Here is a 12,231-nt window from a genome sequence, read left to right as displayed (position 1 = left end):
CGCCGGCTGTTTCTGTATGCGCTGCCGGGTCCCGTCCTCCGGTCCATTCCCCGAAGGGCCCACCCATGGACACCCGCCAGATCGTCAGCACGTTCCTCGACTTCTACCGCGAGCGCGGCCACGAGCTCCTCGGCGACGCGACGCTCATCCCGCCGCAGGACGACCCGGTCCTGTTCACGAGCGCGGGCATGCACCCGCTCACGCCGTACATCGAGGGGAAACCGCATCCGCTCGGCCGCCGCCTCACCGGTGTGCAGCGATGCCTGCGCACCACGGACCTCGACGAGGTCGGCGACGACACGCATCTCACGGTGTTCCAGATGCTGGGGTCCTGGTCGCTGGGCGACTACGGCGGCGACCAGAGCCTGCGCTGGGGTTTCGAGCTGCTCCGCGACGGGTTCCAGCTGCCGGTCGAGCGGCTGCACGTCACGGTGTACGAAGAAGACCCGCGCTCGCTGGACACGTGGCGCCAGCTGGGCGTACCGGCGGAACAACTCGGCGACGAGAACTGGTGGTCCAACGGTCCGACCGGCCCGTGCGGCCCCGACTCCGAGATCTTCGTGTGGACCGGCGACGGCCCGCCCACCGGTACACCATCCACCGACGACAACTGGGTCGAGGTGTGGAACCACGTCATGATGCGCCACCGCCGCCACCCCGACGGCAGCCTGAGCCCGCTCGAGCAACCCGGCGTCGACACCGGCATGGGCCTGGAGCGCATGTCCATGGTCCTGCAGGGCCGCTCGTCGGTCTTCGACACCGACGTCTTCGAGCCGTGGACCCGCACGGTGTCGTCCCTGTGGACCCCGTCCCGGCTCGTCTGCGACCACCTGCGCTCGTCCGCGGTCGTGATCGGCGACGGCGTCCACCCCTCCAACACCGGCCGCGGCTACGTCCTGCGCCGCCTCATCCGTCGCACCCTCACCGAGCTCTGGCGCGACGACCCCTCCCGCACCCTCGGCGACCTGCCCGTCGAGCCCCTCGGCGAGACCGTGTCCCAGTTCTCCCTGCGGGTCGATCCTCTCTATGTTCATGACGTCCTGGTGTACGAGGAACGGCGCTTCCAGGCGCTCCTGCGTCGCGGCCGCCCCCTCGTCCAGCGGCTCCTGCTCCGCGGCCCCCTCACCGACGACGACTTCCACTACCTGCACGACACCCACGGCATCCCCCGCGACCTCGTCGAGGAGGTCCTCACGGCGGCGTAGTTCAGGCGAGCGTCAGGGTCAGCGTCGCGGCGTAGGTCCCCGGCAGCGTGCTGTCGGGGACGGCGAGGATCAGGGTGGCGAAGCAGTGGAACGTGCCCGCGCTGCCGCCCGCCGGCGCCGCGCACAGGGTGGCCCCGCCGGCCAGCCCGCCGGAGCCGGGCACCACCCGTACGCCTGCCGCGGCGTGACCGGAGCCGCCTCCGTCTTCCGCGGCGGGGTCCCACCCCAGCTGCGCGCCGGGGATGGTCGCGTCCGGCCGTGCGCTGTGCACGAAGTCCTCGACCTGCGCGGTCACGTTCCAGCCCGGGTTGGTGCCGCGCAGGTCCGTGACCGTGACGGCCGGCAGCCCGCCGATCGCCTCGCCGCCGACGCTGCCGCCGGTGAGCACCGCGACATCGTCCTCGACCGCGAGGGAGAACACGCCGGTCGCGACGTCGGCGTCGACCGTCTGCGCGTGCGGCGCGGCCGGGCTCGCGGTCACGCACTGTGTGCCGCTGGCCTGGTTGTCGCACTCCGGCGGCTGCGGGGCCGTCGCCAGCAACGTGTCGGTGCCGTCGGCGGCGAACGTCGGGTTCGCGCAGCCCGCGAGCGGGTCGGCGCGGGTGATCGCCCCGGGGATCCGCTGCAGCTGCTCAAGCCCCGGCCGCACCAGGTTCACCGGCAGCGGCGCGAAGCCGAGGAACTCGACGTCGCGCTGCCCGCGGCACAGCGCGTACCGACCGAACTCGCTCAACGTGAGGCCGCGCTCCACGGTGAAGCCGGCCTCGGTCGTCGTCGGCACGATCAGCGACGCGTAGGACGACACCGGGTACGCCCGCCGGTCCTGCCCGGCCCCGGACAGCGCCACCCCGACAGCACTCGCGGTCGGCGCGATGTAGTACCCGGCCTGGTTGCGCACCTTCGCGACGGGCAGCCTGTTCGCCCGCGCGTACGAGTGCTCCACATAGCCGATCATGCCGTCGCCGCCCGGCTGCACCACCGTCCCGGCGACGCCGGTCGACCCGACCCGGGCCACCTGCCCGCCGACCGGGAACGTCAACGTGGCCCCGCAGGGCGACGGCCGCCCGTGCGCCTGGCAGTAGGCGTCCCACCGGTCCGGGTGCCGCTCGCTCATCCACCCCGTGAACGCGGCCGTGGTGCCCGCCCTGTCCTCGCGCACCACGGGCCTGATCGCCCGCGCCGGCAGCCTGATCGCGGGGTTCTCGGCCGTGACCCGCGGGTCGTCCCACCGCGTGATGTCACCGGTGAAGATCCCGGTGATCGTCCCGCTGGACAGCCGCAGGTCCGTGACCCGCCGGCCGTCGACGGTCAGGTTGTACACGAACGCGAGCCCGCCGCCCGCCACCGGCACGTACGCGAACGGCCGCGCCGGCGGCTGGTCCACCCCGTCGAACCCGTACGGCGTCTCCGACACCGCGAAGTCGACGGCCCCGGCGGCGAACTGCTGCCGCCCGGTGGTGCTGCCCACGTCGGCGTAACCGGCGCGCGGCGCCGCCTGCAGGATCCACGTCCTGACCGCCGGCTGGGCCCAGTTCGACCCGGCCCCGAAGACCGGCGCACCCACCTCGGCCCGCGCTCCCCCCGGCCAGGCAACCGCACCGGCCACGACGGCGAGCATGACCAGACCCCGGATCTTCATGCCCGGACGCTGCACCCGCCCGTCGAGGAACCGGTCACCCCCACACGTCCGCCGGACATGCAGCACCCGAACTCCCGGTGACCCACCGCCCGCTTGGCGGAAGGTGGGCACGGTGGACGGCGAATTATCGTGTCGGCATGGGGATGGCTCAGCAGTTCGCATGGAAATCGGCCGTGATGCGAATGACATGGGTTGTCGTTGCCGCCGCCTCCGTGTCGCTGCTCCTCGATGCGGTGTGGCCTCCGGCCGCGAACGCAGCCGCCGCGGGGGCGTGGGTCGGTGCGTTCTGGACCGTCAGTGAGACCCCCGGCCCGGTGATGCGGTTCCGGGTCAGGCTGGTCCGGTTGGCTGGGCTGGTCGCCGCCGCCGGCGTTGTCTGGGGCGTCGTTGATCTGGCCTGGCCCCTGGAGCCGCAGCCGACCTGGCTCCTCCACCTCGGCTCTGTTTGCGTTGCGTGGATCAGTTGTCTGGCCGTGATCGGGGTCATCGAACTGCGCGTCAGACGACAGCGGGCGAACACGATCGCGAGCAGCGGTCTGCTGTAGCTGTTCAGCGCTTCGCCCCGGCTCCCCGTTGAGCAGGGGCCGTCTGTCGCGTGGCCGATGGGGGATGATGGCGCGATGGCCAGACATGCGCGACGACCTCCGAGCCTTGGCTCGGCGTTGTGGACGGCGCTCGTCTGGTTCGTGCTCGGCACCCTGGGGGTCATGCTGATCGCGTGGCTGTCCGGGCTCACGTAATCCGCCTGGACCGGCGAGCGGTGCGGTCGTGCTCGGCCGGCGAATTGCTGGCTGCACGGCCTTCGCCCCGACCGGCCCGTTGACCGAGGTCACGCTGGTGGCAGGCCGGCCGATGCGGGTGGTGTTCACGACGACCGTCAGCAGCGGCGACGGCGTCATGCAGGAGCACCAGCTGGCGGACCTCCTGGTGCCGTCAGGGCGCGAGGAGGAGGCCAGGGCACTCGTCCAGCGCTTGAACGCCGAGGTCGTCGCACACTGAGGCGCCGCGCCCGGCGGCCACGCCAGGGTGTCCGCTCCCCGATGTGGACGTCACGGTCCAGCCGGCAGGCCGGCTCAGGTGGTGGCAGGGCCGCCGGGGAAGGCGGCCCTGCACCGGGTGGGTCAGGAGGGGTCGTAGGCGAGGTTGGGGCGGAGCCAGCGCTCGACTTCCTCGACGGGGAGGCCGCGGCGGGTGGCGTAGTCCTCGATCTGGTCGCGGTTGACCCGGCCCACGGTGAAGTAGCGGGAGTCGGGGTGGGCGAAGATCAGGCCGCTGACCGCGGCGGCCGGGGTCATGGCGAAGGACTCGGTGAGGGCCAGGCCCAGCTTGCCGGCCTCGAGGAGGTCGAACAGGGCCTGCTTGAGGGAGTGGTCGGGGCTGGCGGGGTAGCCGAGGGCGGGGCGGATGCCGCGGAAGCGCTCGGCGTGCAGGTCCTCCAGGGCGGGCTGGGCGTCGGGCTCGAACCAGGCGCGGCGGGCCTCCAGGTGGATCCACTCGGCGAAGGCCTCGGCGAGGCGGTCGGCCAGGGCCTTCACCAGGATGGCGCGGTAGTCGTCGTTGTCGGCCTCGTACCGGGCGGCGAGCTCCTCGGCGCCGTGGATGGCGACGGCGAAGCCGCCCAGGTGGTCGGGGAACGCGTCGCCGGAGGAGCCGGAGGAAGCAGGGGCGATGTAGTCGGCGAGGCAGCGGTTCTCGCGGCCGTCGGGCTTCTCCGTCTGCTGGCGCAGCATCGGGAACTTCACGCCGTTGTCCAGGACGATGTCGTCGCCCACGGAAGCGGCGGGCCAGAAGCCGTAGGCGCCACGGGCGGAGAGGGTGCCGTTGGCGATGATCTCGTCGAGCAGGGTGTTGCCCTCGGCGAAGAGCTCGGCGGCGACGGGCTGGTCGAGGATCGCGGGGTACTTGCCCTTCAGCTCCCACGCGAGGAAGAAGAACTGCCAGTCGATCATCTCGCGGAGGACCTGCAGGGGCGGCTCGACGACCCGTACACCCGTGAAGTCCGGCGTGGGGATGGCGTCGAACGACACGTCCGAGGCGTTGGCCCGGGCCTGCGCGAGGGTGAGCAGCGCGGTGTGGCGGCGCTCGGCGTGCTGGCGGCGCAGGCGCTCCTGCTCCTCGCGGTTGTCGGCGGTGAGCTGCTCGACCCGGTCCGCGTCCAGCAGGCCGGCGACGACCCCGACCACCCGCGAGGCGTCCTGCACGTGGACGGTGTTGCCGTCGTACGCCGGAGCGACCCGCACCGCCGTGTGCTGGCGCGACGTGGTGGCGCCGCCGATGAGCAGGGGCAGCTTCAGGCCGCGGCGCTGCATCTCGGCGGCGACGGCGACCATCTCGTCCAGCGACGGCGTGATGAGGCCGGACAGGCCGATCGCGTCGGCGCCCTCGGCGACCGCGGTGTCCAGGATCTTCGCCGCCGGGACCATGACGCCGAGGTCGATGACCTCGTAGTTGTTGCAGCCGAGGACGACGCCGACGATGTTCTTGCCGATGTCGTGGACGTCGCCCTTGACGGTCGCCATGACGACCTTGCCCTGGCCGCTGCGGCTCTGAGGACGGGCAGCGGCACCCTCGGCGGCACTCTCGGTGGCGCCCGCGGCGAGCGCCGCGGCGCGGGCGGCCTCCTTCTCGGCCTCCATGAACGGCTCGAGGTAGGCGACGGAGCGCTTCATCACGCGGGCGCTCTTCACCACCTGCGGCAGGAACATCTTGCCGCTGCCGAAGAGGTCGCCGACGACCTTCATGCCGTCCATCAGCGGGCCCTCGATGACCTCCAGGGGACGGTTGGCGGCGAGGCGCGCCTCCTCGGTGTCCTCCTCGATGAAGTCGACGATGCCGTGCACGAGCGCGTGCGACAGCCGCTCGTTGACCGGGGCCTCGCGCCACGACAGGTCGACGACCCGGGAGGTGCCGGGGCCGCTGACCGTGCCGGCGAACGTGACGAGCCGGTCGGTGGCGTCCTCGCGCCGGTCGAACAGGACGTCCTCGACGAGCTCGAGCAGGTCGGCGGGGATGTCGGCGTAGACGGCGAGCTGGCCGGCGTTGACGATGCCCATGTCGAGGCCGGCCCGGACGGCGTGCAGCAGAAACGCGGAGTGCATCGCCTCGCGCACGACGTCGTTGCCGCGGAAGGAGAACGACAGGTTCGAGATGCCGCCGCTGGTACGGACGCCGGGGCAGCGCTGCTTGATCAGCGGCAGGGCGTCGATGAAGGCCTTCGCGTAGCCGTTGTGCTCGGCGATGCCGGTGGCGACGGCGAGCACGTTCGGGTCGAAGATGATGTCCTCGGGCGCGAAGCCGGCCTTGTTCACCAGCAGGTCGTACGCCCGGCCGCAGATCTCGACCTTGCGCTCGGTGGTGTCGGCCTGGCCGAGCTCGTCGAACGCCATGACGACCACGCCGGCGCCGTAGGAGCGGATGATCCGCGCCTGCTCCAGGAACGGCTCCTCGCCCTCCTTGAGGCTGATCGAGTTGACGACGCCCTTGCCCTGCACGCACTTCAGGCCGGCCTCGAGCACGCTCCAGCGCGAGCTGTCGATCATGATCGGGATGCGGGCGACCTCGGGCTCGGTGGCGATGAGGTTCAGGAACGTGGTCATCGCCTGCTCGCTGTCGAGCAGGTCGGCGTCCATGTTGACGTCGAGGAGGTTGGCGCCGCCGCGGACCTGCTCAAGGGCGACGTCGACCGCGCCCTGGTGGTCGTCGGACTCGATGAGCCGGCGGAAGCGCTTCGAACCGGTGACGTTGGTCCGCTCGCCGATCATGACGAAGCCGGTGTCGGGACCGATCTCGAACGGCTCCAGGCCGCTGAACCGGGTCGCCGGGGCGAGCTTCGGGACGTGCCGCGGCGCCATCCCCCGGACCGCCTCGGCGATCTTTCCGATGTGGGCGGGTGACGTACCGCAGCAGCCGCCGACGACGTTGACCAGCTTGTCGGACACGAAGCCGGCGAGCAGGCTCCCGGTCTCGGCGGGGGTCTGATCATAACCGCCGAACGCGTTGGGCAGGCCCGCGTTGGGGTGCGCCGCGACATACGTGCCGGCGAAGCGGGCCAGGTCGGCGACGTGCGGGCGCATCTCCGTCGCGCCGAGCGAGCAGTTGACGCCGACGATGAGCGGGTCGGCGTGCTCGACGGAGCGCCAGAACGCCTCGACGGTCTGCCCGGACAGCGTCCGGCCGCTCAGGTCGACGATCGTGACCGAGATCCACAGCGGCAGGTGCGGCGCGACGTCGCGGGCCGCGGCGACGGCCGCCTTCACGTTGAGCGTGTCGAAGATGGTCTCGATGAGCAGCAGGTCCACGCCGCCCTCGGCGAGCGCGCTGATCTGCTCCGCGTACGTGGCGCGGACCGTGTCGAACGTCACTGCCCGGTAGGACGGGTCCTCGACCTTCGGCGACAGCGACAGCGTGACGTTCAGCGGGCCGACCGACCCGGCGACGAACCGCGGCCGGTCCGGCGTGGAGAACTCGTCCGCCGCCTGGCGCGCCAGCCGGGCGCCCTGCACGTTCATCTCGCGGACCAGCGACTCCAGGCCGTAGTCGGCCTGGGCGATGCTGGTGGCGGTGAAGGTGTTGGTGGTGGTGATGTCGGCGCCGGCGGCCAGGTATTGCCGGTGGACGTCGAGGATCACGTCGGGGCGGGTCAGGATCAGCAGGTCCGGGTCGCCCGTGACGTCCTTCGGGTGGTCCGGGGCGATCAGGTCCGCACGGTAGTCGGCGGGAGTGAGGCCGGCGGCCTGCAGCATGGTGCCCCATGCGCCGTCGAGCACGACCACCCGCTCGTCGAGGAGCTTGCGCAGATCTGCGATCGCCATGGGATCCACCTTCCGTGGGTCAGACGGAAGGCGCCCTTGCAGACAGTGATTCCAGGTCGAGCGTGGCGGATCGTCGATGATCCGTTGCAGCGCCTCTCGCCCCGATCCCAGATTCTAGCCTGTTACCGTGGTTCGCCGTCACGCAGTCGAGCTTGGATTGAGCTTGGACCTGGCCGCATCGACCGTCCCGATGTGGCTGACGATCCCGACCTGATCAGGAGTCCCGTCATGAGCGCGCAAAGTTCGGAATCGATCGCGGTCAACGCCGCCCTTGACGTGGTGCGGGCCGTCGAGCCGCGGATCGCGGACGCCATCGCCGGCGAGCTGACCGCCCAGCGCGAGTCGCTCAAGCTCATCGCCAGTGAGAACTACGCCTCACCCGCGACGCTCCTCGCGATGGGCAACTGGCTCAGCGACAAGTACGCCGAAGGCACTGTCGGCCGCCGCTTCTACGCCGGATGCCAGCAGGTCGACACCGTCGAGTCGATCGCCGCGGAGCACGCCCGGGAACTGTTCGGCGCGTCACACGCCTATGTCCAACCACATTCTGGGATCGACGCGAATCTCGTCGCCTTCTGGGCGGTCCTGGCGCAGAAGGTCGAGGCGCCGTTCCTGCGCGAGAAGTCCGTCCGCCAGGTCAACGACCTCACCGAGAGTGACTGGGCGCAGCTGCGGCACGACTTCGGCGACCAGCGGATGCTCGGCATGTCCCTGGACGCCGGCGGGCACCTGACCCACGGCTTCCGGCCCAACATCTCCGGCAAGATGTTCCACCAGCGCAGCTACGGCACCAACCCGGAGACGGGCCTGCTGGACTACGACGCGCTGCGGGAGACCGCCCGCGAGTTCCGGCCGATGATCATCGTCGGTGGCTATTCGGCGTACCCCCGGAAGGTGAACTTCGCGAAGCTCCGCGAGATCGCGGACGAGGTCGGCGCCACCCTCATGGTCGACATGGCGCACTTCGCCGGGCTCGTCGCCGGCAAGGTGTTCACCGGCGACTTCGACCCGGTGCCGCACGCCCACATCGTCACCACCACGACCCACAAGACGCTGCGCGGCCCGCGCGGCGGCATGGTCCTCTGCCAGGCGGAGCTCGCCGACCAGGTCGACCGCGGCTGCCCGATGGTGCTCGGCGGCCCGCTGCCGCACGTCATGGCCGCCAAGGCCGTCGCGCTCGCCGAGGCCCGCACCCAGTCGTTCCGCGACTACGCGCAGCGCGTCGTCGACAACGCCGCCGCGCTCGCCGAGGGCCTGCAGCGCCGCGGCGTCCGCCTCGTCACCGGCGGCACCGAGAACCACCTGGTGCTCATCGACGTCGCACAGCGCGATGATGCTGAGGGGAGTGGCGCGCCGACCGGCCTCACCGGCCGCCAGGCGGAGGCGGCACTGCTGGACGCCGGCATCGTCACCAACCGCAACGCGATCCCGCAGGACCCCAACGGCGCCTGGTACACCTCCGGCGTGCGCATCGGCACCCCGGCGCTCACCACGCGCGGCCTCGGCGTCGCCGAGATGGACACGATCGCCGAGCTCATCGCCACCGTGCTGAGCAGCACCCGGCCGGCGGCGGACTCGAAGGCGAAGTACACCCTCGACGAGTCGGTCGCGGCCAAGGTGTCCGGCCAGGCGTCCGAGCTGCTCGCCGGGTTCCCGCTGTACCCCGAGATCACCCTGCGCTGAACCACCGCGGCGGCAGCCGTGCCCCCACCGGACATCGACCGACGGGTATGGTTGCCGCCACGGGGGTGGGGTGGGTGCTGGGTGTCATCGGTGGCGTCGGTCCGGTCGCCACGATCGAGTTCTACCGATTGCTCGTCGCCGAGGTCCAGGCCCGCACCGGGGCCTGGCCGGACCTGCTCATCCACAGCCAGCCGCTGCCGGCGCGGCTGGTCGGGGCGGTCCTTGACGGCACGCTCACCGCGGCGGAGACCACGGAGATCGACGCGCTGCTCACCACGGCCCTCGACACGCTCGAGCGGGCCGGCTGCGACCTCGTCGCGATGCCCTGCAACACGTTCCACCGCCAGCTGCGCCCGCTGCTCGCCGGGCGGCACCTGAAGCTCGTCGACATGGTCAGCGAGACCATCGACGCGGCCGCCGCCCGCGGGCTGCGCCGGCTCGTGCTGCTCGCCACCGGCACCAGCGTCGACCACGAGGCCTACGCGGCGGCCCGGCTGCGCGGCATCGAGATCCTGCGCCCCGCCGACCAGTCGCACGTCGTGTCGCTCGTCACGCGGTGCGTCGGCGGGGCGTTCGACGCCGCGGCCGTGCACGAGGCGCTCGCCGCCGGCAACGTCGCCGGCGCCGACGGGGTGCTGCTCGGCTGCACCGACCTGACCGTCCTGCGCGACGACCTGTCCCGCGTCGCGCCGGTCGTGGACAGCCTCAGCTGCCTCGTCTCCGCCTGCGCCGACGCGCTGACCGCCTGATGCGGGCGCTCGCGGTCTGCCTCGGGTTCTTCCTGGTCATGCTCGACAGCACGATCGTGACCGTCGCGCTGCCCTCCATCGGCGGCGGCACCGCGACCCTGCAGTGGGTCGTCGACGCCTACACGGTCGTCTTCGCCGCGCTCGTCCTCGCCGGCGGGTCGTTCGCCGACCGGTTCGGGGCGCGCCGCTCCTACCACGGCGGCATGACGATCTTCGCGCTCGGCTCCGTCATGTGTGCCTGCACCACCGGCGGCGCCTGGCTGATCGCCGGCCGGGTGGTCCAGGGTGTCGGCGCGGCCGTGCTCATGCCCAGCTCGCTCGCGCTCATCCGGTCCACGTACCCCGAGCCGGCCCGGCAGGCCCGCGTCATCGGCCTGTGGGGCGGCCTCGCCGGCGTCGCGGCCGCGGCCGGTCCCCTGCTCGGCGGCGCGCTGCTCGCCGTCGCCGGCTGGCCCGCGCTGTTCCTGCTCAACGTGCCCTTCGCCGTGCTCGTGCTCTGCATCGGCCGTGGCCTGGTCGACCCGCCGCGCCACGCCGGTGCGCGGGTCGACGTCCGCGGCGTGGTCACGTCGACCTGCGGCCTCGCGCTGCTGGTCGCCGGCTGCATCGCCGCCCACCCGCCGCTGATCGTCGCCGGCGCGCTGGTCCTCGGCCTGTTCGTGCTGCTCCAGTACCGCGCGAGCAAGGCCCTCGCCGAGGCTCCCGCAACCGGGGGCCGCCGGCGCCCCGCCCCGATGCTGCGGCCCGACCTGCTGCGCCACCGCGCCCTGCGCGCCACCGTGGTCACGGGGTTCGCCCTGAACTTCGCCTTCTACGGCCAGTTCTTCCTGGTGACGCTGTACCTGCAGGAGCACCGCCACCTGTCGCCCCTGCTCACGGGCGTCGCCCTCGCGGTGCAGGCCGCCGGCGCCGTGGTCGGCTCCCCGTTCGGCGGCTGGGCCGGCCACCGCTACGGCCCCCGCGCGACGATGCTGGTCGGCCTCCTCACCGGCGCCGCCGGGTTCGCCGCCCTGGGCGCGTGCGCCGCCGGCCCGCTGCCGGCGGTGCTCGCCGCGCTCTTCGTCGTCGGCTTCGGCATCGACACCGCCATGACCGCCGCCACGTCCCTGACCCTGCAGGCCGCCCCCGACGGTCACGCGGGCGTCGCCAGCGGCCTGCTCAACACGATGCGGCAGGTGGGCAGCGCCCTGGGCGTCGCGGTCCTGGGCGCCGTCGGCGCCTTCCCCAACGCGATGCTCATCGCCACGGGCACCTACCTTGCCGCCGCGCTCCTGGTCGCCCTCCGCGCCGGCCCCACCCGCCCGGCCGCCGATCCGGCAGGCACACCCGTCACCGCCGGCGGCCGCGCCGGGCGATGACCGCCGGTGCCTAGTCGCGACGCCTGGAGGACCTGGTGCGGCCGGTCGCGACGATCATCCCGTCGGCGTGGGACATGTCCGACTCGACGGGGATGACGCGCAGGGAGGTGGTCAGCGGGGAGAGGCAGCCGTGGACGTCGGACTCGTCGACGGGGACGGCGGGGAAGCGGCGGCCGGCGACCTCGTAGCCGGAGGAGCGCCTCATGAACGCGGCGACGAACGGGGCGTCGGGGCGCAGCGCGCCGACGAAGCGCTGGATCGCGAGCTCGAACTCGGCCGGGTCGGAGGAGATCGAGCAGGCGACGAAGAACATCGTGCCGAGGTCGAAGCGGTGGCGCGGCAGGGTGAAGACGCTGCCGGGCTGAATCTTCGCGGCGGCGAACTTCGCGCGCGGGTCGGTCCGCCGGTACGCCGGGGACTCCAGGAACACGTCCCAGAAGGCGTCCCAGCCGCGGTCGAGGCCGGCGCGCTGGTGCTCGGCGAGCCACGCGAGGTTGGCCGGGGAGTACTCCCGCAGGGTGAGCGACCGGCTGAACGGCATCATCGAGAGCGCCGGATACAGGTTGGTGCCGGTGCCGAGATCCAGCGCCCGGCCGCCGCTGACTCCGGCACGCGAGAAGAAATCACGGGTGATGCCCATGATCTGCCGGTCGTCGTCGCGGACGAACTTGTAGTGCTGGTTGCGGTACTCCTCCGCGTCGAAGGACCGCCAGTCAGCCTGACTGTTGCGGGCACACTCGAGGACAGCAGCGCCGTTCATTGTTCGAAGACCTCCGGATGGCGAAC

9 protein-coding genes and 1 riboswitch are annotated in these 12,231 nt (G+C 72.2%); of the genes, 6 read left to right on the top strand and 3 right to left on the bottom strand.

The features are described 5' to 3' along the window. Positions 1 to 65 precede the first annotated feature (65 nt). Positions 66 to 1,205, top strand: coding sequence for an alanine--tRNA ligase-related protein (locus tag ACQEVZ_RS37440; protein WP_433375400.1), 1,140 nt, complete (start codon positions 66 to 68; stop codon positions 1,203 to 1,205). 1 nt (position 1,206) lies between these two features. On the opposite strand, the gene ACQEVZ_RS37435 is transcribed toward ACQEVZ_RS37440, so the two are convergent. Further along, positions 1,207 to 2,844 (bottom strand): substrate-binding domain-containing protein, encoded by a 1,638-nt coding sequence (locus ACQEVZ_RS37435; protein WP_433375397.1) that lies wholly within the window; start codon positions 2,842 to 2,844, stop codon positions 1,207 to 1,209. A 137-nt stretch (positions 2,845 to 2,981) separates the two neighbouring features. Between ACQEVZ_RS37435 and ACQEVZ_RS37430 the strand changes: the two genes are divergently transcribed. Then, positions 2,982 to 3,389 carry a hypothetical protein gene (locus ACQEVZ_RS37430; protein ID WP_433375394.1) on the top strand — a complete coding sequence of 136 codons (408 nt, stop codon included), beginning with the start codon at positions 2,982 to 2,984 and terminating at the stop codon, positions 3,387 to 3,389. Between the two features lie 223 nt (positions 3,390 to 3,612). After that, positions 3,613 to 3,843 (top strand): hypothetical protein, encoded by a 231-nt coding sequence (locus tag ACQEVZ_RS37425; protein ID WP_433375391.1) that lies wholly within the window; start codon positions 3,613 to 3,615, stop codon positions 3,841 to 3,843. A 122-nt stretch (positions 3,844 to 3,965) separates the two neighbouring features. Here ACQEVZ_RS37425 and metH read toward each other — a convergent pair whose 3' ends face one another. Then, positions 3,966 to 7,655, bottom strand: coding sequence for a methionine synthase (gene metH / locus ACQEVZ_RS37420; RefSeq protein WP_433375388.1), 3,690 nt, complete (start codon positions 7,653 to 7,655; stop codon positions 3,966 to 3,968). Between the two features lie 21 nt (positions 7,656 to 7,676). Beyond that, positions 7,677 to 7,759: riboswitch (S-adenosyl-L-homocysteine riboswitch) on the bottom strand. 124 nt (positions 7,760 to 7,883) lie between these two features. Between metH and ACQEVZ_RS37415 the strand changes: the two genes are divergently transcribed. The 3 genes from ACQEVZ_RS37415 to ACQEVZ_RS37405 all read left to right on the top strand — a co-directional run bounded on the left by ACQEVZ_RS37415 (position 7,884) and on the right by ACQEVZ_RS37405 (position 11,445). Then, positions 7,884 to 9,338 (top strand): glycine hydroxymethyltransferase, encoded by a 1,455-nt coding sequence (locus ACQEVZ_RS37415; protein WP_433375385.1) that lies wholly within the window; start codon positions 7,884 to 7,886, stop codon positions 9,336 to 9,338. A gap of 74 nt (positions 9,339 to 9,412) precedes the next feature. After that, positions 9,413 to 10,087, top strand: coding sequence for an aspartate/glutamate racemase family protein (locus ACQEVZ_RS37410; RefSeq protein ID WP_433375382.1), 675 nt, complete (start codon positions 9,413 to 9,415; stop codon positions 10,085 to 10,087). Beyond that, complete coding sequence (locus ACQEVZ_RS37405; protein ID WP_433375379.1) at positions 10,087 to 11,445, top strand: MFS transporter; 1,359 nt, start codon at positions 10,087 to 10,089, stop codon at positions 11,443 to 11,445. The genes ACQEVZ_RS37410 and ACQEVZ_RS37405 overlap by 1 nt, the downstream gene beginning before the upstream one ends. 10 nt (positions 11,446 to 11,455) lie before the next feature. On the opposite strand, the gene ACQEVZ_RS37400 is transcribed toward ACQEVZ_RS37405, so the two are convergent. Continuing rightward, positions 11,456 to 12,205 carry an SCO2525 family SAM-dependent methyltransferase gene (locus ACQEVZ_RS37400; RefSeq protein WP_433375376.1) on the bottom strand — a complete coding sequence of 250 codons (750 nt, stop codon included), beginning with the start codon at positions 12,203 to 12,205 and terminating at the stop codon, positions 11,456 to 11,458. Between the last annotated feature and the right edge of the window lie 26 nt (positions 12,206 to 12,231).

Source organism: Dactylosporangium sp. CA-152071 (assembly GCF_050936335.1).
Classification (GTDB): Bacteria; Actinomycetota; Actinomycetes; order Mycobacteriales; family Micromonosporaceae; genus Dactylosporangium; species Dactylosporangium maewongense.
The sequence above is the reverse complement of the archived record's forward strand: the minus strand, read 5'-3'. Positions and strand labels throughout refer to the sequence as shown.